Raw genomic sequence first — 19,208 nt, 5'->3', positions numbered from 1 at the left:
GCGCATGTCGATCGACTTCAAGGCTGCGCCGATCGATCTGTACCGCGCCCTGCGCTGCTTCAACCCGACGCCGTACATGTACTTCTTCAACTTCGGCGACTTCCATGTCGTCGGCAGTTCGCCGGAAGTGCTGGTGCGGGTTGAAGACAACCTGATCACCGTGCGCCCGATCGCCGGGACTCGCCCACGCGGCGCGACCGAAGAAGCGGACGTGGCGCTGGAACAAGACCTGCTGTCGGACGATAAGGAGATCGCTGAGCACTTGATGCTGATCGACCTCGGTCGTAATGATACCGGTCGCGTTTCGGAAATCGGCTCGGTGAAGCTCACCGAGAAGATGGTCATCGAGCGTTACTCCAACGTGATGCACATCGTCTCCAACGTCACTGGCCAGTTGAAGAAAGGGCTGACAGCGATGGACGCACTGCGGGCGATTCTGCCGGCGGGCACCTTGTCGGGGGCGCCGAAGATTCGCGCGATGGAAATCATCGACGAACTGGAGCCGGTCAAGCGTGGCGTCTACGGTGGGGCGGTCGGTTACTTCGCCTGGAACGGCAACATGGACACCGCAATTGCCATTCGTACGGCGGTGATCAAGAACGGCGAACTGCACGTGCAGGCCGGTGGCGGTATCGTCGCCGACTCGGTGCCGGCGCTGGAATGGGAAGAAACCCTGAACAAACGCCGCGCGATGTTCCGTGCCGTGGCCCTGGCCGAACAAACCCCGGAAGCTTGACCAACACAAAACCCTTGTAGGAGTGAGCCTGCTCGCGATAGCGGTGGGTCAGTCAACAAGTCTGTTGAATGTTAATCCGCAATCGCGAGCAGGCTCACTCCTACATTTGCTTTGCGTTCGGCAATAAAAAAGCGGCGCCTGTGAGGGCGCCGCTTTTTTGTGCCTGCGGTTTAGAAGTCCAGAACGACCCCAACATTCACACCCTGCTGGGTAAAGTCATCATCCTTGCGCAACGAGTAACCGCCACGCAGCGCCAGATCAGCCGTGAGCTTGTGGCTGACGCCCAGGCTCAAGCGGTTCAAATGGCTTTGCGGCGTATAACCCTCAAGCTTGAAGTCGTTGGCCGGCAGAGTATTGAGTGCAATACGCACCTTCTGCACGTCATCTTCGTACTCACGCTCGTGAGCGTATTCGCCGAACACCTGAGTTTGCGGGGTGATGTTGTATTTACCCTGCAAGCCGAGGCCCAGACGTTTCGAATCACGAGTCTGATCATCAAAGGTCAACGCCGTGGCACGATTGCTCTTCTCTGAGTAGCCATCGACATCAACGCTGGCGTAGTCGGCGCTGATGAACGGCGACAGGTGCCACTCGCTGCCCGGTTGGGCGATGTCGTAACCGACGCGGGCGCTGAAGGCCCAGAGACTACCGTCGGTGTCGCCTTTTTCCGCACCTTCGCTGACGCCCAGATCAAACTTGCGCTTGAGGTTGTCGTAGTCGAGTTTGCCGCCAGTCAAAGCAGCGTCAGCCCACCAGCGATTTTGCTGGTACTGGGCAAATGCCGTGGCCATGTAGCTGTTGAGTTTGTAGTCCGAGTCGTTATGGCCGGCCTCGAGATTCTGCCGGTAGAAGCCGCCAGCGACACCAACGCGCCAGGCTTCATTCAAGCGATAGCTGCCACCAACGTTGAGGTTGTAACCGCCTCCATCGGCACTGACGCCGCTGCTCTGGCTGTCGACATCCAGATGCTGACCACCCGCGGAAACAATCGCGCGCCATTGGCCGACCGCTTGCCAGTTTTCCCAATCCGCCTGCCATTGGTTGCGCAGTTCATCCTGATGCGCACGCAGGGTGGCGTGAGCCATTTCTGGTAGCAGCGTCAGTTCCCACGGTGCGGCGAGCAAGGAATAGGCGTAGTCGGAGATCAGTTTTTGCCCGGCTTCGGTCGGGTGCACGCCGTCGTTGTAGATCAGCTTGCTCGGATCGGGTGTCGCACTGTTGATCCCGTAACGGGCGTTCTCGGTGCAGCCGCTGCCACTGAAGCAAGTCGCGGTCAGGTTCTGATCGGTCGCGAGGCCAAAGCGCCCCGGGTCGGCAAACACTTCCGAGAGCAATACGGGAATGTTCAGCGGAATGATTTCGGCGTTGATGCCTTGCAGGCGCGTGACCAACTGACTGTTGAACTGGGTGGCGAGTTGGCTGCTGAAAGCTTGCAGCGGCGTACCGTTGATGGCCGGCGTCAGCCCCACATCAGGCAACAGCCAGACCATCACGTATTTGGCGCTGGCGGTTTGCAGGGTTTGCACGCTGTCGGCCAGTCGATCTGCAGCGGCGTTGGCTTGCGGCAGGCTGAGAATGCGACCTTGCAGGAAGTCGTTACCGCCGCCGGAAATGTAATACAGCGCTTTCGGATCGGCGCGGAAGCCATTGGAGGGCAAGTAACCGGCGCGGGTGCGTTCGCCGGTAGCGGATTGCGTGGTGATCGAGTCGAGGATCTGGTCGGTACGATAGCCGCCCACCGCCCAGTTGTTGCCGTCCGGCTGGCCGTTTTCGGCGCGCACGGCGGAGCTGGAAGAGGCTGTCTGGTCTGGCGAAAAGCCAAGACGTCCGCCGAGCAACTGCGTGGAGTTCAATGAGTACAGCTCACCGCTGCCATCCTGATACACCGGCCCGGTGCGGTTGGTGTAACGCTCGGTGGAGCCGGCCGGTCCGCCAGTGTCGGTGAAGGTGCCGGCATCATTGAGGCTGTCGCCAAACACAATGAAACTGGAATAAGGATTGGGTGCAGCATTGGCCTGAGCACAAGCCAGTGCGAGCAGGCAGCCAGCCAGCGGTACAAACAACGTCTGTTTGATCATGAGCAAGTCCGTTTATTTATTGTTGTAGGTGAACGAAACGACAGTACCAAAAACTCCCGGCGTTTTGCCATCGGTCGCGAATCCTCCCCCGGTTTTATCTCCCGCAGCCCTGGCCATATTGCACGCTCCGCCCAGCTAAGTTACTGTGCCGGAACGTATGAACGAGACCTTCCCCGTGTTGATCACCAGCAAACTTCTGGATCAAGTCATCAAGGCACACGCCCGCTGGCGTTGGCGCGCCTGAATCTTTTCTGCCGGCCCCGCCGGATCTGTATCGCTTTGCCTTCCTTGCCTGTTTGAAATGCCGCTGTGCCGACGCGTCTTCCTGCGTCCGACATCGTGCAGCGCCCTGCGGGCAAGTGATCTGAAGGCTGTTTTCAAATCAGAATTCAAGAGGTTCGACACGCCATGTTGCTGATGATCGACAACTACGACTCCTTTACTTACAACGTTGTGCAATACCTCGGCGAGCTGGGAGCCGAGGTCAAGGTCGTGCGCAACGACGAACTGACCATCGCCGAAATCGAAGCACTCAAGCCTGAGCGCATCGTGGTTTCCCCAGGTCCGTGCACACCGACCGAAGCCGGCATTTCCATCGAAGCCATCAAGTACTTTGCCGGCAAACTGCCGATCCTCGGCGTTTGCCTTGGCCACCAATCCATCGGCCAGGCCTTTGGCGGTGATGTAGTCCGCGCCCGGCAAGTGATGCACGGTAAGACTAGTCCGGTATTCCACGAGGACAAGGGCGTTTTCGCCGGTCTCAATCACCCGCTGACCGTCACCCGCTACCACTCGCTGATCGTCAAGCACGACACGTTGCCTGATTGCCTGGAGCTGACCGCGTGGACCCAGCACGACGACGGTTCGGTCGACGAAATCATGGGCCTGCGTCACAAGACCCTGAACATTGAGGGCGTACAGTTCCACCCCGAGTCGATCCTGACCGAGCAGGGCCATGAACTGTTTGCCAACTTCCTCAAACAAACCGGCGGCACGCGCTAAGGACTTCCCATGAATATCAAGACAGCCCTGAGCCGTATCGTCGATCACCTCGACCTCAGCACCGATGAAATGCGCGATGTGATGCGCGAAATCATGACCGGCCAATGCAGCGACGCGCAGATCGGCGCGTTCATGATGGCCATGCGCATGAAGAGCGAGAGCATCGACGAGATCGTCGGCGCTGTGTCGGTGATGCGTGAGCTGGCTGATCAGGTTGAACTGAAGACACTCGACGGCGTTGTCGACGTGGTCGGCACTGGCGGTGATGGCGCGAACATATTCAACGTATCGACCGCCTCTTCGTTTGTTGTTGCCGCTGCCGGTTGCACCGTGGCCAAACACGGCAACCGCGCGGTATCGGGCAAGAGCGGCAGTGCCGACTTGCTCGAAGCTGCCGGCATTTATCTGAACCTGACGCCGGTGCAGGTCGCCCGTTGCATCGACAACGTCGGCATCGGTTTCATGTTTGCCCAGACCCACCACAAAGCGATGAAGTACGCCGCCGGCCCGCGCCGCGATCTCGGCTTGCGTACGCTGTTCAACATGCTCGGCCCGCTTACGAATCCGGCCGGTGTGAAACATCAGGTAGTGGGCGTGTTCACCCAGGCACTGTGCCGGCCATTGGCAGAAGTCTTGCAGCGCCTGGGCAGCAAGCATGTGCTGGTGGTGCATTCGAAGGACGGCCTGGACGAGTTCAGTCTCGCCGCACCGACCTTCGTTGCCGAGCTGAAAAACAACGAAATCAGCGAATATTGGGTCGAGCCGGAAGATCTCGGCATGAAGAGCCAGAGCCTGCACGGTCTGTCGGTTGAAGGTCCGGAAGCGTCGCTGGCGCTGATCCGTGACGCACTCGGCAAACGCAAAACCGAAAACGGCCAGAAAGCCGCTGAAATGATTGTGCTCAATGCCGGTGCCGCGCTATATGCCGCCGACCTGGCCAGCAGTTTGAAACAGGGCGTGGAGCTTGCGCACGACGCCCTGCACACCGGTCTCGCTCGGGAAAAACTCGAGGAGTTGGGTGCCTTTACCGCGGTATTCAGAGTGGAGAATGAGGGATGAGTGTACCGACGGTTCTGGAAAACATTCTGGCCCGCAAAGTTCAGGAAGTTGCCGAGCGTAGCGCTCGTGTCAGTCTGAGCGAGCTGGAAAGTCTGGCCAAGGCGGCCGATGCACCCCGTGGTTTTGCCCAGGCATTGCTGACACAAGCCAAGAAGAAGCAGCCTGCGGTGATCGCCGAAATCAAAAAGGCTTCGCCGAGCAAAGGCGTGATCCGCGAGGACTTCGTTCCCGCCGACATCGCCAAAAGTTACGAGAAGGGCGGGGCGACTTGCCTGTCCGTACTGACCGACATCGATTACTTCCAGGGCGCCGACGCCTACCTGCAACAGGCCCGTGCCGCATGCAGCCTGCCGGTGATCCGCAAGGACTTCATGATAGATCCTTACCAGATCGTCGAAGCCCGTGCGCTGGGCGCTGACTGTGTGCTGTTGATCGTCTCCGCACTGGATGACGTGAAAATGGCCGAGCTGGCCTCTGTGGCCAAAAGCGTTGGTCTCGATGTGTTGGTCGAAGTGCACGACGGCGATGAGCTGGAGCGTGCGTTGAAAACCCTCGACACGCCGCTGGTCGGGGTCAACAACCGTAACCTGCACACCTTTGAAGTCAGTCTGGAAACCACCCTCGACCTGCTGCCGCGCATTCCGCGCGATCGTTTGGTGATTACCGAGAGCGGCATTCTCAACCGTGCCGATGTCGAGCTGATGGAAATCAGCGACGTGTATTCGTTCCTGGTGGGCGAAGCATTCATGCGTGCGGAAAGTCCGGGCACTGAGCTGCAGCGTCTGTTCTTCCCGGAGCGTGGCACTTCCATCAGCGGTTCGACCCTCGACTGATATTCTTTCAGACTGAGTCGACCCTTTCGCGAGCAAGCTCGCTCCCACATTGGAATGCATTTCTCCTGTGGGAGCGAGCTTGCTCGCGAAGAGGCCCTAAAATCCGCTAAAGATGTTCACTCTGCCGGAGCCCTCCATGTCGCTGCCAACCCCGCTGACCATCGAAGCCGGCCTGTTAGCCGAACAAGACTTGCTGGCCTCGGTCTGCGCCGGCGACGCAGAATTCGGCCTTTTATTCTGGCAACCCAGCGATCGGGCCCTGGTCATGCCACGCCGCCTCAATCGTCTGCCCGGTTTCGAGCACGCCTGCGAAGTCTCTGCCGCCGCTGGTTGGCCCGTCCTGCTGCGTGAAACCGGCGGCGAACCGGTCCCGCAATCTGCCGCGACGATCAACATCGCTCTGGTCTACGCGCCACCGCGCAGCGAAGGCGACCTCAATCGCATCGAAACAGGCTACCACCGTCTCTGCGATCCGATCTGTCAGTTACTGGATGAATTGGGCGGCACATCATCGTTGGGTGAAATCGACGGCGCATTCTGCGACGGTCGTTTCAACGTCAACCTCGACGGCCGAAAAATGGTCGGCACCGCGCAGCGCTGGCGCCAGAGTCAGGGCGGACAGCGTCCGGTCGGTCTGGTGCACGGTGCGATGCTGATGGATAACGAGCGCGAATCGATGGTTGCGGCGGTCAATCGCTTCAACGAAGCGTGTGGCCTGGAACAGCGGGTGCGGGCGCAAAGCCACATTGCCCTGCATGAAAAATTCAACGCGCCACGGGCCTTGGCGCGTCTCGATGAGTTGTTTCGTCTGATGCTGGCGCAGATGTACAACGCCTGACGTCACGGTTTATCGCGTACCGAAGACCACCATGGTCTTGCCTTTCACATCGACCAGGTTGCGTTCCTCAAGATCCTTGAGCACGCGACCGACCATCTCCCGCGAGCAACCGACAATCCGGCCGATTTCCTGACGGGTCACCTTGATCTGCATGCCGTCCGGATGCGTCATCGCGTCCGGCTGTTTGCACAACTCAAGCAGGCAGCGGGCAACACGACCGGTTACGTCAAAGAACGCCAGATCGCCAACCTTGCGCGTGGTGTTGCGCAGGCGTTGTGCGATTTGTCCGCTAAGCACGTAAAGAATGTCTGGATCCTGCTGCGACAGTTCGCGGAACTTGGCGTAGCTGATTTCCGCGGTTTCGCACTCGACCTTGGCGCGCACCCAGGCACTGCGTTCCTGTTCCTGGCCGGCTTGTTCGAACAGACCCAACTCACCGAAGAAGTCCCCAGCGTTGAGATAGGCGATGATCATCTCGCGGCCATCGTCATCCTCGATCAGGATCGTCACCGAGCCTTTGATAATGAAGTACAGCGTGTCCGAGCGATCGCCGGCACAGATGATGTTGCTCTTGGCCGCATGGCGACGGCGCTGGCAATGCATCAACAGCTTGTCGAGATTCTTGATTTTGGGTGTGGGGGTAATAGCAACCATGGTTGTATCCCGAAAAGACTGCACGGTGATGTTTGGTTTTTTTATGAGGCGCTGAAGGCGGTCGCTACACAGCTGGCATGGGCGCCAGCGAATTGGCGCCAGCTTAACAGACACTTCGTCGAAAATTCGAGAAATTACCTACGTCGCGGAGGCATCCGTCCTAGGATCTGCGCTCGCTGTCAGGCCGGGGCGCTGTGCTAAGCTGGCGACCCTTTTTTCTACAGTGGAGTCTTGGCGATGAAGGCACGCATCCAATGGGCTGGCGAAGCCATGTTCCTCGGCGAATCCGGCAGCGGTCATGTCGTGGTCATGGACGGTCCGCCGGACGCCGGTGGTCGTAATCTGGGTGTTCGCCCGATGGAAATGCTCCTGCTCGGTGTGGGCGGTTGCAGCAACTTCGACGTGGTCAGCATTCTGAAAAAGTCCCGTCAGGCCGTCGAAAGCTGCGAAGTCTTCCTCGAAGCCGAACGCGCGACCGAAGATCCGAAGGTATTCACCAAGATCCACATGCATTTCGTGGTCAAGGGCCGTGGCTTGAAAGAAGCCCAGGTCAAGCGTGCCATCGAGTTGTCCGCGGAGAAGTATTGCTCTGCCTCGATCATGCTCGGCGCGGCCGGCGTGGCAATCACCCACGACTACGAAATCGTCGAACTCGGTTGATCCGACATTCAACTATCATAAAAGCAGTGCAGACTCTGGCGATCCCCCGCTGACGTCTGCATAATGCGCCACTTTTTTCAGGGCAGTGATCGGTCAGCCGACGGATCAGCCGCCTGAACAGATAACCAAAATCGCCATCGCGAAGAGGTGTTAACCGTCCTACGCAGGTGCGTTGTTCGCACTTGACGGGCATGCTTGATCACGCGGCCGGGCCGCATACATAGAGAGTTTTTAACGGTGAAAAGCAAACTCAAGCTCCACGGGTTCAATAACCTGACAAAGACCTTGAGCTTCAACATCTATGACATCTGCTACGCGGAAACCCCGCAAGACCAGCAGGCTTACGTTGAGTACATCAATCAAGAGTACAACGCGAAACGCCTGACGCAGATTCTCACAGAAGTTGTTGAGATCATTGGTGCCAACATCCTGAACATTGCCAGTCAGGACTACGAACCTCAGGGCGCCAGCGTCACGATTCTGATTTCTGAAGAGCCGGTAACCCCGACTGAAAGCCAGATTGAAGAGTCGCCGGGCCCATTGCCCGAAATTATCCTGGCCCACCTCGACAAGAGCCACATCACGGTGCACACCTACCCGGAAATCCATCCGGACGACGGTATTGCAACCTTCCGTGTGGACATCGACGTGTCGACGTGTGGTGTCATCTCACCGCTGAAAGCGCTCAATTTCCTCATTCACCAGTTCGATTCGGACATCGTGACTGTGGATTATCGTGTGCGCGGCTTCACCCGTGACGTTGAAGGTAACAAGCACTTCATCGACCACGAGATCAATTCGATCCAGAACTACCTCTCCGAAGACACCCGCGACGCGTATCAGATGACCGACGTGAACGTGTACCAGGAAAACCTGTTCCACACCAAAATGCTGCTGAAGAACTTCGAACTGGATAACTACCTGTTCGGCGACGCCACCAGCAACCTGTCCCCCGAGCAACGCGCTCAGGTGACCGATCGTGTGAAACACGAAATGCTCGAAATCTTCTACGCGCGCAACATGCCGACCTAAGATTCCCGGGCACAAAAAAGGCGACCTTTCGGTCGCCTTTTTCATTTCTGCCACCCCCCTTGTGGGAGCGAGCCTGCTCGCGAAGGGGCCCTCTGCAGCAATACCGTTCTCAGATCCGATAAGTACTCTTGGTCATCACCTTGGCCAGAATACTCATCCCGAACTTCACCGGCGCCGGAAAACGGAACCCACCAGCCTCCAGCGCACTTTCCGCATGATGTTCTTCATCAATGCGCATCTGCTCCAGAATCGCCCGGGACTTCTCGTCCTCGGCCGGCAACTGTTCCAGATGCTCGTTCAGATGCTTGCACACCTGATGCTCGGTCGCCGCGACAAACCCGAGGCTGACCTTGTCGCTGATCAACCCGGCCACTGCGCCAATCCCGAACGACATGCCGTAAAACAGCGGATTCAAAACGCTGGTATGGCTGCCCAACTGGTGAATGCGCTGTTCGCACCAGACCAGATGATCAATCTCTTCTTCGGCGGCGTGCTCCATGGCCTCGCGTACCTGAGGCAGCTTGGCGGTCAGTGCCTGTCCCTGATACAGCGCCTGCGCGCAGACTTCACCGGTATGGTTGATGCGCATCAGGCCGGCGACGTGGCGGGTGTCTTCGTCGCTCATCTGAGTGTCTGGCTGCAAAATTGCTGGCGATGGACGGTACGGCTGGCCACTGAAGGGCAACAGGGTACGCATCGCGGCATCGGCTTGCAGCAGAAGACGGTCAATCGGCGAGTAGTGACGTTGGGTAGTCATGCTGACCTCCGGGAAGAATCTCGGCGGCCAGTTTAACCGAATCGGCCGGCGAAGGTTTGCGCTGGGTCATGTGGGAGCAGGGCGCTCCCACCGATTCTGTCTTCAATCAACCCGGTGGCCAGTTCATCTGCCGTTGACCGAGTACGTGCATGTGAATGTGGTAGACGGTCTGCCCACCCTTTTCATTGCAGTTCATCACCACACGGAAACCTTCTTCGCAGCCAAGCTCCAGCGCCAGACGCTGTGCAGTGAAAAGGATATGCCCGGCCAGTGCCTTGTCGTCTTCGGTCAGGTCATTGAGGGTGCGCACCGGTTTTTTCGGGATCACCAGGAAATGCACCGGTGCCTGCGGGGCGATGTCGTGGAACGCCAGAACCTGGTCGTCCTCGTAAATGATCTTGGCCGGGATTTCCCGGTTGATGATTTTGGTGAACAGAGTATCCACTGCTGCTTTCTCCGTTGTTTGGGCTGAATCGAGTGTACCGCGTTGAATCCGGATTCTTTAGCGCGGGCAATAGGCTTTATTGACCATGCCGACAATGGTGCGATTAAGCCAGCGCGAACCCAGTCGCGGCAAAAACGCGAACCAGCGATTGCGCCGCCCCGGAATGATGATCGCCCGGTTCTTGTCGAGGGCGCGCACGGTGTACAGCGCGACTTCCTCAGGGCTCATCAACAGTTTGCTGTCTTTGAGTTTGTCGCTGTTGAGTTGCGCCGTACGGAAAAACGCCGTGCGAGTCGGGCCAGGGCACAACACCGAAACCTTCACCGCGCTTTGTTTTAGTTCGACCCGCAAGGCCTCGGAGAAGTGCAGCACATACGCCTTGCTGGCGTAGTAAGTGCTCATCCACGGGCCGGGGTTGAATGCGGCCACCGAGGCGACATTGAGAATCTGCCCGCCTCCCTGCAACGCCATGCTGTTGCCAATGGCGTGACACAAGCGGGTGAGGGCGAGGATGTTCACTTCGATCAGATCCTGCTCGGTCATCCAGTCCTGCGCGAGAAACGGGCCGCAGGTGCCGATGCCGGCGCAATTGACCAGCAAGTCGATCTGCCGGTCACCTTCTTCCAGTTCCAGCAGGAAGCCGGACAGACGCAATGGCTCGCCCAGATCACAGGCGCGGAACAGTACCTCGACGCCAAAGCGCTGGGTCAGTTCGATCGCAATACTTTCCAGCTGATCACGTTGTCGTGCCACCAGAATCAGGCTGCGGCCGCGCCGGGCCAGCGCCTCGGCCAGTGCCAGGCCGATGCCGCTGGAGGCGCCAGTGATCAGAGCGTAACGGGTCATGCAATTCTCCATCGCAACAGCTCCGCGCCGGCGACGCGGGTGTCACGGCGGGGAGCGCTGTTCATTCTTTCGCAGAGTCTACAGGGGCCTGCGCCGCTTCGGCTGCTTCGTCGGCGGAATCCGCTGGCGCTTCGACCTCTACTTCGACTTCATCAGTGGTCACCGAGCCACTTTCGTAGCTGCTTTCCAGATTGCTTTCGTACTCCTGCTGGATCGCCGAGATCCCGCCCAGCATGCCACCGACAAAGATCAGCGCGAAGAACACGATCCACAGGGAACACAGCACTTTCACGGCGGTGCTGTTGGGCGGTGGGGGAGGGCCGTAACGGTTGGCGCCGGTGTTGCCCGGTACGACCATAATCACCAGCGGAAAGAAACTGCCCACGAATGGCACCAGGTTCAGTAGCCAGAGCCAGCCCGACCAACCGATGTCGTGCAGGCGCTGAACGCTGAACAGAATGCTGACGATCAGGAAAGCGATAAACAGGAAGAACGCGAAGATCCCGCCAATGATCAGGCCGGTGGTTGAATCACCTGCGACCAGTCCCAAAGCCAGCAGGGCGAATACGCCGACAATGGGCAATGTCACCAGGCTCAGCACCATTGTCCAGGCCAGAAAACGCAGGCGGCCGATCCGCCCTTCGACGCTGAACGGCTTGAGCGTGGCGAACGCCGGCAGATTTTCACCGACGTTGGCGCGAGGCGGCGCGTAAGGCGAGTCAGGTTCCGCGACAACCGGAGCATGCTCATGAACATCGGCCAGATTCAGCTCGATGGCCGTTTCCGTTTCGATACGTGCAGCGATCCCGGTTTTGTTCAGTGCCTGCAGGTACGTTTGGGCATCACTGTGGGAAAGATCACGCTTGAGTGCGACGACGCTGCCATTGAAAAGACGTTCAATGGCGGCCACATCGCTTTTGAACAGATCTGCCAGATTGAGTTTGGCCGTGGTGATATCGACACCGGGCTGTAGAGCACCGTCGAACACGATCTTGTAACGGGGTTCGCTCATGGCCGAGGCATCCTTGTCGCGAAAAAATTGAAAGGTCAGCAGTGTAAGGCCAGTCCGCTGGGGCTGGCCTGATTTTCTTAGCGTGGCCAGCGTTTCGGCAACTGTGCCGCGCGTTCCTGGGCCAGGCGATACTCGGCGTCCAGTCGTGCGATCAATTGATCCACGCTCGGCAGGTCATCGATCTGCCCGACGCCTTGACCGGCCGACCACACAGTCTTCCAGGCTTTGGCTTCGTCGCTGATCGGTTTGAGCTTGTCACCGAAATTCACTTCGCCTTTGCCTTGCAGAGCAGCCATGTCGAAGCCGGCCGCCTCCAGACTCTGACGCATAAAACTCGCCGGCACTCCCGAGACCGCTGGAGTATGGATGATGTCCGAAGCCTTGGCTGTCAGTAGCATCTCCTTGTAGGCGTCAGGCGCATGACTTTCCGTGGTACCGATAAATCGCGTACCGAAGTAGGCCAAATCCGCGCCGAGCAGTTGTGCGGCGAGAATCTCATGGCCGTGGTTAAGACATCCTGCAAGCAGCAGGGTTTTATCGAAGAATTGGCGGATCTCTGCGATCAGCGCGAAGGGACTCCAGGTCCCGGCATGGCCCCCGGCGCCCGCAGCAACGGCGATCAAACCGTCGACACCCGCCTCGGCGGCTTTCTCGGCATGTCGGCGAGTGGTCACGTCATGGAACACCAGACCGCCATAGCTGTGTACCGCGTCGACCAACTCCTTCACTGCGCCGAGGCTGGTGATGACGATCGGCACTTTGTGTTCGACGCAGATGTTCAAGTCCGCCTGCAAGCGCGGGTTGCTGTTGTGAACAATCAGGTTTACCGCGTATGGCGCCGGGTTATCCAGTGTCGCCAGTCCCGCTTCGATCTGTTCCAGCCAGGCTTTGAAGCCGCTGCTTTCGCGCTGGTTCAAGGCTGGAAAACTGCCGACCACGCCATTACGGCAGCAGGCGAGCACCAGCTCAGGATTGGAAATCAGGAACATCGGCGCGGCCACCACTGGCAGACGCAGACGTTGTTCGAGCAAAGCGGGCAGCGACATTATGAGTACCCCAAAGATCTGTTCTTGTTGAAGTTAGAACGGCTTGACCACGACCAGAATTACGATAGCCAGCAATATCAGAACCGGCACTTCATTGAACCAGCGATAAAAGACATGGCTGCGGGTGTTTTCGCCACGGGCAAAACGTTTAACCTGCGCACCACACATGTGGTGGTAGCCGATCAGCAAGACGACGAGCGTCAGTTTGGCGTGAATCCAGCCACCCATGCTGAAGAGGCTCGGGTTGAGGTAGATCAGCCAGCCGCCAAAGATCAGCGTCGCGATCATCGCCGGGCCCATGATCCCTCGATACAACTTGCGCTCCATCACGCTGAAGCGTTCTTTGCTGATCGTGTCTTCGCTTTGCGCGTGATAAACGAACAGTCGCGGCAAATAAAACAGCCCGGCAAACCAGCAAACGACACTGACAATGTGAAACGCTTTGATCCACAGATAGAGCATTTTAGTTATTCCCTAATTCACGGTAAGCCGGATAGTAGAGGCTTGAGCGTCCGCACGTCACCTTGACGGTTGTCGCAGGCGCGCGCGGCCCCTATTATCGACGGCTTTCCAGTGGGTTCTTTGAGGGCAGGTCATGGTCAAGGTCGGTATCGTCGGCGGCACGGGGTACACCGGTGTCGAATTGCTGCGTCTGTTGGCGCAGCATCCGCAGGCAGAAGTGGTTGTGATCACTTCCCGATCCGAGGCCGGTCTGGCCGTGGCTGACATGTACCCGAACCTGCGCGGCCACTACGATGGTCTCGCCTTCAGCGTGCCGGACATTAAGACCCTCGGTGCTTGCGACGTGGTGTTCTTCGCCACGCCGCACGGTGTGGCTCACGCATTGGCTGGCGAGTTGCTGGCAGCGGGCACCAAGGTCATCGACCTGTCGGCGGACTTCCGTCTGCAAGACGCTGAAGAATGGGCCAAATGGTACGGCCAGCCGCACGGCGCGCCCGAGTTGCTGGACGAAGCGGTCTACGGTCTGCCGGAAGTCAATCGCGAGCAGATCAAGAAGGCCCGCCTGATCGCGGTGCCGGGTTGCTACCCAACCGCAACGCAACTGGGTTTCCTGCCGTTGCTCGAGGCTGGTCTGGCGGACACGTCGCGTCTGATCGCCGACTGCAAATCCGGCGTCAGCGGTGCCGGTCGCGGTGCGGCTGTCGGCTCGCTGTACTCCGAAACGTCGGAAAGCATGAAGGCCTACGCGGTGAAAGGTCATCGTCACCTGCCGGAAATTCGCCAAGGGCTACGTCGTGCAGCGGGCAAGGACGTTGGTCTGACCTTCGTTCCGCACCTGACGCCGATGATCCGTGGCATTCACTCCACGCTGTACGCGAGCGTGGTTGATCGTTCGGTGGATCTGCAGGCGCTGTTTGAAAAGCGTTATGCCAACGAACCGTTCGTCGACGTGATGCCGGCCGGCAGCCATCCGGAAACCCGTAGCGTGCGGGGTGCCAACGTTTGCCGTATCGCCGTTCACCGTCCGCAGGATGGCGATCTGGTGGTGGTGCTGTCGGTGATTGATAACCTGGTCAAGGGCGCGTCGGGCCAAGCGGTACAGAACATGAACATCCTGTTCGGGCTGGACGAGCGCTTCGGGCTGTCCCACGCCGGTATGCTGCCATAAGGGCAGCTACAAGTTGTAAGCGGCAAGCTTGAAGCTCACAGCTTGAATCTTGCCGCTGCTCCTCTAATAGTTGACCGATTTTCTCGGACAAGCGGATAATGCGCGTCATCACGCATTATGGCGGCGTAACGCCGGGAGATAGTCAGCATGAGCGTCGAATCCTTCACCCCCACGGCTTTGCAATTCACCCACGGTGCCGCGCACAAGGTGAAGAGCCTGGTCGATGAAGAGGGGAATGATCGCTTGAAGCTGCGCGTATTCGTTACGGGCGGCGGTTGTTCTGGGTTTCAGTACGGTTTCACCTTCGATGAAGATGTCGCCGAGGACGACACCATCGTCGAGCGCGAAGGCGTGAGTCTGGTGGTCGATCCGATGAGCTTCCAGTACCTGGCGGGTGCTGAAGTGGACTACCAGGAAGGTCTGGAGGGTTCGCGCTTCGTGATCAAGAACCCGAACGCCACCACGACGTGTGGTTGCGGGTCTTCGTTCTCGATCTGATCGCTTTTCGTTTCAGATAACAAAACGCCGCAGAGCCTTACGGTTCTGCGGCGTTTTGCTGTATGTGTTCTTTAGGCGGGGTAGATGGCGCCCAGTACTCGAAGTCCGCGAGCTCCAGTGACGCTTGGGCGGTTGGCGGCAATGCCTTCGAGACAGCAATGAGCCAGCCAGGCGAAGGCCATGGCTTCGACCCAGTCAGGATCAACGCCATGAGTCGCGGTGCTGGCGACCGTTGTTTCTGGTAGCAGGTCGGCCAAGCGTTTCATCAGTGTGTTGTTGTGCGCGCCGCCGCCGCAAACCAGCAGTTCCTGCGTATCAGCCTGCGCGCTTTGGAGCGACTCGACGATGGTCAGGGCTGTCAGCTCAAGCAGCGTGGCCTGTACGTTTTCTGCTACGAAGGCTGGCAGCAGGGACAAGTGTTGTTCCAGCCACGGCAGGTTAAACACTTCGCGACCGGTACTTTTCGGGCCTTTGGTGACGAAGAATGGATCGCTGAGCAGTGCCTTCAACAGGATTGGCTCAACAGAGCCTGATTTTGCCCAGTCGCCATTGCGGTCGTAGTTTTCGCCGTGCTGCTGGTGAATCCATGCGTCCATCAGAACATTTCCCGGGCCGCAGTCGAAACCGGCTACAGGCTTGGTCGGCTCTATCAGACTCAGATTGCTGAAACCGCCGACATTCAAGACGGCCTGGTTACCGGTACGCTCTTCGAACAACGCTTCATGGAAGGCTGGAACCAGAGGCGCACCCTGACCGCCGGCAGCGACATCGCGGCTGCGGAAGTCACTGACTACCGTGATGCCGGTCAATTCAGTGAGCAGGGCAGGGTTGCCTATCTGCACGGTAAAGCCGCGCGCTGGTTCGTGGCGAATGGTCTGGCCGTGGCTGCCGATCGCGCGAATGGCTTCAGGTTTGAGTTGCTGCTGATCGAGAAGGGTATGAACGCCCTGTGCGGCAAGCTTCACCCAGTTTTGCTGGGCAATCGCCGAACGGGCAATCTCGTCGGGGCCGCTGGCGCACAAGCCAAGCAGCTCTGCGCGCAGGGATTCAGGCATGGGAATGTAGTGCGTGGCGACCAGTTTGATCGCCGAGGTCTGTTCGATCAGGGCAATGTCCAGGCCGTCGAGGCTGGTTCCGGACATCACACCGATATAAAGGGCCATGGCTTAACGCTTGCTCGAAGCCAGCATGGTGGCCTTCTCTTGATCCATGCGCGCCATCAGCGGTTGGCTCTGTGCGAGGAAGCGAGCGCGCTCGGCTTTGGCAATCGGATCAGCCATTGGCAGCTTCTGGCCCAGCGGATCGACGTGAACGCCGTTGACCTGGAATTCATAGTGCAAGTGCGGGCCGGTGGACAGGCCGGTGGTGCCGATGTAACCGATGACCTGGCCCTGTTTCACGGTACCGCCAGTCTTCACGCCTTTGGCGAAACCTTGCATGTGGCCGTACAGCGTGCGGTAGGTATTGCCGTGCTGGATGATCACGGTGTTACCGTAGCCACCACGACGCCCGGCGAGCAGCACTTTACCGTCACCGGCAGCCTTGATTGGCGTACCGCGTGGCGCAGCGTAATCAACGCCTTTGTGGGCGCGGATCTTGTTGAGGATCGGGTGTTTGCGGCCCATTGAGAACTTCGAGCTGATGCGGGCGAAGTCCACCGGCGTGCGGATGAACGCCTTGCGCATGCTATTGCCGTCAGCCGTGTAGTAGCTGCTGTTGCCTTGCTTGTTGGTGTAACGCACGGCGGTGTAGGTTTTACCGCGGTTGGTGAAGCGTGCAGACAGGATCGGGCCATTGCCGACTGATTTGCCGTTGACCACTTTCTGCTCGTAGATCACATCGAATTCGTCGCCCTGGCGGATGTCCTGAGCGAAGTCGACGTCGTAGCCGAAGACGCTGGCCATATCCATGGTCAGGCTGTGCGAAAGGCCGGCACGGGCTGCCGATTGTGAAAGTGAGCTGTTGATTACACCGTGGACGTAAGCGGTGCGAACGGTTGGTTTTGCGGTAACCCGGTTGAAGGCATAACCCTTGTCATTCTTGGTCAGAGTAATGGTTTCGACATCGCTGACCTTGCTGTGCAGGCTGGTCAGTTGGCCTTCAGGGTCCAATTCGAATTCGAGTTTCTGGCCGTGCTTGAGCTGGCTGAACTGTTTGGCCTGTTTGTCGCTAGCCAGGACCTCATGGACGGACGCCGCTGGCAGGCCGACTTTTTCGAACAAGGTCGACAGCGTATCGCCCTTGGCGACGACAACTTCACGATGCCCCGGGGCTTTCGGCTTTTCAGCGGCTGGTGCAGGTGCGGCTTCTGCGGTTTGGGCGGTGTTTTCGTCAGTGTTTTCGATTTGAGCAAACGGTGAAGCTACGGGTTCATTTGTGGCTTGAGCCGCGTCAGCAGCGTCTTGATCTTGTGTCAGTTGTTCAGCAGGACTTTCCAGTTCAAGACTCAGGGTCGTCTTTTTGGCTTCAACATCACTGGAAGGGAATACCAAGAGAGCCAGGCTAAGAAGGGCGGCGATTCCACTTGCGGCGAGCAGGTGGGTCTTCGGGTAAAGCGGAGGCGCTTTAGACGGTTCTGTGGTCATAGGTAATTTTGACTTTGAAAAATGATGAATTGGAAAAGATGAATGACATGATGAAGATGAAATAACTGTATAAAATATAACCAAATCATCTCTGAAGCAAGTCTACAGACAGTCCGTCTGTGGATTGGTGTCCGTGCGCCGGGCAAAACTTGTAATTGGTGCGCGATCTTGTATGGTTGGTTCCCTTTGAATCTGAGCCTTGCGGGTCTGTTATGAAGTCGGTTGAAGAGCAGCTAGCGCTGATTAAACGTGGTGCGGAAGAACTATTGGTCGAGTCCGAGCTGATCGAGAAGCTCAAGCGCGGCCAGCCGCTGCGTATCAAGGCTGGTTTTGATCCAACCGCTCCGGATCTGCACTTGGGTCATACCGTGCTTATTAATAAGCTGCGTCAGTTCCAGGAGCTGGGGCATCAGGTGATCTTCCTTATAGGTGACTTCACTGGGATGATCGGTGATCCGAGCGGCAAGAGCGCCACTCGTCCTCCGCTGACTCGCGAGCAGGTTCTGGAAAACGCCGAGACCTACAAGACTCAGGTGTTCAAGATTCTTGATCCGGCGAAAACCGAAGTTGCATTCAACTCCACCTGGATGGATCAGATGGGGCCGGCGGACTTCATCCGCCTGACTTCGCAGTACACCGTCGCGCGCATGCTCGAGCGTGATGACTTTGACAAGCGTTACACCACCAATCAGCCAATCGCGATTCACGAGTTCCTCTATCCGCTGGTGCAGGGTTATGACTCGGTTGCTCTGCGCGCGGACGTTGAGCTGGGTGGCACCGATCAGAAGTTCAACTTGCTGATGGGGCGTGAGTTGCAACGTGGTTATGGTCAAGAGGCTCAGTGCATTCTGACCATGCCTCTGCTCGAAGGTCTGGATGGTGTGAAGAAGATGTCCAAGTCCTTGGGCAACTACGTCGGTATTCAGGAAGCGCCGGGCGTCATGTACAGCAAACTGGTTTCGATTCCGGATGCGTTGATGTGGCGTTACTTCGAGCTGCTCAGCTTCCGTTCGATGGATGAGATCAATGCGTTGCGTGCTGATGTTGAGGCGGGTGCCAATCCGCGCGATATCAAAATCAAGCTGGCCGAAGAGATCGTTGCGCGCTTCCATGGTGAAGAAGCGGCGGCCAATGCTCACCGTGCGGCAGGTAACCGTATGAAGGATGGTGAGTTGCCGGATGATCTGCCAGAGATCGAGCTGGCTTCCGCTGAAGACATGCCGATCGCGGCAGTCCTTAATAAAGCAGGCCTGGTGAAAAACTCGGCAGCGGCGCGCGACCTGTTGGCGTCCGGTGGCGTGCGCATTGATGGTGAAGTGGTTGATCGCTCCTTTATATATGTACTGGGCGCCACCCACGTTTGCCAGGCAGGCAAGAAGGCATTTGCACGTATCACTCTGAAATCTGAGTGATACTGAAAATAAGTATTGACGGCGAATTTTAGATGTCTATAATTCGCCCCACTTCCGGCGCAGTCGAAACGGAAAACTCCTTGAG

The 19,208-nt window shown here is 58.1% G+C and carries 20 protein-coding genes; 10 read left to right on the top strand and 10 right to left on the bottom strand.

Translation table 11 applies throughout. From position 1 onward, the window contains the following. Positions 1-736: anthranilate synthase component I family protein (locus ACWR1S_RS29080; RefSeq protein ID WP_454565913.1), on the top strand; the 736-nt coding region annotated here is incomplete at its 5' end. A 170-nt stretch (positions 737-906) separates the two neighbouring features. Here the strand turns inward: ACWR1S_RS29080 and estP are convergent. After that, entirely contained in the window at positions 907-2,814 is a 1,908-nt protein-coding gene (gene estP / locus ACWR1S_RS29075; protein WP_454565912.1) for an esterase EstP, read from the bottom strand. A 408-nt stretch (positions 2,815-3,222) separates the two neighbouring features. On the opposite strand from estP, the gene ACWR1S_RS29070 reads away from it, so the two are divergent. The 4 genes from ACWR1S_RS29070 to ACWR1S_RS29055 all read left to right on the top strand — a co-directional run bounded on the left by ACWR1S_RS29070 (position 3,223) and on the right by ACWR1S_RS29055 (position 6,546). Further along, positions 3,223-3,816 carry an aminodeoxychorismate/anthranilate synthase component II gene (locus tag ACWR1S_RS29070; RefSeq protein ID WP_077574753.1) on the top strand — a complete coding sequence of 198 codons (594 nt, stop codon included), beginning with the start codon at positions 3,223-3,225 and terminating at the stop codon, positions 3,814-3,816. 9 nt (positions 3,817-3,825) lie between these two features. Continuing rightward, entirely contained in the window at positions 3,826-4,875 is a 1,050-nt protein-coding gene (gene trpD, locus ACWR1S_RS29065) for an anthranilate phosphoribosyltransferase (RefSeq protein ID WP_454565911.1), read from the top strand. Beyond that, on the top strand, positions 4,872-5,708 hold the full coding sequence (gene trpC, locus ACWR1S_RS29060; RefSeq protein WP_454565910.1) for an indole-3-glycerol phosphate synthase TrpC: 837 nt from the start codon (positions 4,872-4,874) through the stop codon (positions 5,706-5,708). Before trpD ends, trpC begins: the two co-directional genes overlap by 4 nt. Before the next feature lie 136 nt (positions 5,709-5,844). Beyond that, the gene (locus tag ACWR1S_RS29055; protein WP_454565909.1) at positions 5,845-6,546 is read left to right on the top strand and encodes a lipoate--protein ligase family protein; all 702 of its coding nucleotides are present in this window, start codon (positions 5,845-5,847) and stop codon (positions 6,544-6,546) included. 9 nt (positions 6,547-6,555) lie between these two features. On the opposite strand, the gene crp is transcribed toward ACWR1S_RS29055, so the two are convergent. Next, on the bottom strand, positions 6,556-7,200 hold the full coding sequence (gene crp, locus ACWR1S_RS29050; RefSeq protein WP_008088598.1) for a cAMP-activated global transcriptional regulator CRP: 645 nt from the start codon (positions 7,198-7,200) through the stop codon (positions 6,556-6,558). A gap of 237 nt (positions 7,201-7,437) precedes the next feature. Between crp and ACWR1S_RS29045 the strand changes: the two genes are divergently transcribed. Next, positions 7,438-7,860: an OsmC family protein gene (locus ACWR1S_RS29045; RefSeq protein WP_454565908.1), complete on the top strand. Its 423-nt coding sequence runs from the start codon at positions 7,438-7,440 to the stop codon at positions 7,858-7,860. Positions 7,861-8,097: 237 nt separating this feature from the next. After that, the gene (speD, locus tag ACWR1S_RS29040; RefSeq protein WP_016983471.1) at positions 8,098-8,892 is read left to right on the top strand and encodes an adenosylmethionine decarboxylase; all 795 of its coding nucleotides are present in this window, start codon (positions 8,098-8,100) and stop codon (positions 8,890-8,892) included. 109 nt (positions 8,893-9,001) lie between these two features. Here the strand turns inward: speD and coq7 are convergent, their stop codons facing one another. From coq7 to hemJ, 6 genes are all read right to left on the bottom strand, one after another. Continuing rightward, positions 9,002-9,649 (bottom strand): 2-polyprenyl-3-methyl-6-methoxy-1,4-benzoquinone monooxygenase, encoded by a 648-nt coding sequence (gene coq7 / locus ACWR1S_RS29035; protein ID WP_008077993.1) that lies wholly within the window; start codon positions 9,647-9,649, stop codon positions 9,002-9,004. Positions 9,650-9,755: 106 nt separating this feature from the next. Further along, positions 9,756-10,094 carry a histidine triad nucleotide-binding protein gene (locus ACWR1S_RS29030; protein ID WP_003228789.1) on the bottom strand — a complete coding sequence of 113 codons (339 nt, stop codon included), beginning with the start codon at positions 10,092-10,094 and terminating at the stop codon, positions 9,756-9,758. 57 nt (positions 10,095-10,151) lie between these two features. Then, positions 10,152-10,940: an SDR family NAD(P)-dependent oxidoreductase gene (locus ACWR1S_RS29025; RefSeq protein WP_016983469.1), complete on the bottom strand. Its 789-nt coding sequence runs from the start codon at positions 10,938-10,940 to the stop codon at positions 10,152-10,154. Positions 10,941-11,001: 61 nt separating this feature from the next. Beyond that, on the bottom strand, positions 11,002-11,952 hold the full coding sequence (locus ACWR1S_RS29020) for a DUF805 domain-containing protein (protein WP_454565907.1): 951 nt from the start codon (positions 11,950-11,952) through the stop codon (positions 11,002-11,004). Between the two features lie 77 nt (positions 11,953-12,029). Continuing rightward, a complete protein-coding gene (locus tag ACWR1S_RS29015) occupies positions 12,030-12,998 on the bottom strand; it encodes an NAD(P)H-dependent flavin oxidoreductase (protein WP_454565906.1) in 969 nt (322 codons plus the stop codon). Between the two features lie 33 nt (positions 12,999-13,031). Then, entirely contained in the window at positions 13,032-13,460 is a 429-nt protein-coding gene (gene hemJ / locus ACWR1S_RS29010) for a protoporphyrinogen oxidase HemJ (protein ID WP_150793336.1), read from the bottom strand. Between the two features lie 133 nt (positions 13,461-13,593). Here hemJ and argC point away from each other — a divergent pair, with 133 nt between their 5' ends. After that, positions 13,594-14,628 carry an N-acetyl-gamma-glutamyl-phosphate reductase gene (gene argC / locus ACWR1S_RS29005; RefSeq protein WP_454565905.1) on the top strand — a complete coding sequence of 345 codons (1,035 nt, stop codon included), beginning with the start codon at positions 13,594-13,596 and terminating at the stop codon, positions 14,626-14,628. A 147-nt stretch (positions 14,629-14,775) separates the two neighbouring features. Continuing rightward, positions 14,776-15,126 carry an iron-sulfur cluster insertion protein ErpA gene (gene erpA, locus ACWR1S_RS29000; protein WP_008077999.1) on the top strand — a complete coding sequence of 117 codons (351 nt, stop codon included), beginning with the start codon at positions 14,776-14,778 and terminating at the stop codon, positions 15,124-15,126. 71 nt (positions 15,127-15,197) lie between these two features. On the opposite strand, the gene ACWR1S_RS28995 is transcribed toward erpA, so the two are convergent. Together ACWR1S_RS28995 and ACWR1S_RS28990 are read right to left on the bottom strand one after the other, a co-directional pair. Beyond that, positions 15,198-16,289: an anhydro-N-acetylmuramic acid kinase gene (locus tag ACWR1S_RS28995; RefSeq protein WP_454565904.1), complete on the bottom strand. Its 1,092-nt coding sequence runs from the start codon at positions 16,287-16,289 to the stop codon at positions 15,198-15,200. A gap of 3 nt (positions 16,290-16,292) precedes the next feature. Further along, positions 16,293-17,711 (bottom strand): peptidoglycan DD-metalloendopeptidase family protein, encoded by a 1,419-nt coding sequence (locus tag ACWR1S_RS28990; RefSeq protein WP_454565903.1) that lies wholly within the window; start codon positions 17,709-17,711, stop codon positions 16,293-16,295. 212 nt (positions 17,712-17,923) lie between these two features. Here ACWR1S_RS28990 and tyrS point away from each other — a divergent pair, with 212 nt between their 5' ends. Then, positions 17,924-19,123, top strand: coding sequence for a tyrosine--tRNA ligase (gene tyrS / locus ACWR1S_RS28985; RefSeq protein WP_454565902.1), 1,200 nt, complete (start codon positions 17,924-17,926; stop codon positions 19,121-19,123). The last annotated feature ends 85 nt before the right edge of the window (positions 19,124-19,208 follow it).

It is taken from the genome of Pseudomonas sp. AIG (assembly GCF_977020205.1).
This window is presented reverse-complemented; position numbering and strand designations above follow the sequence as displayed.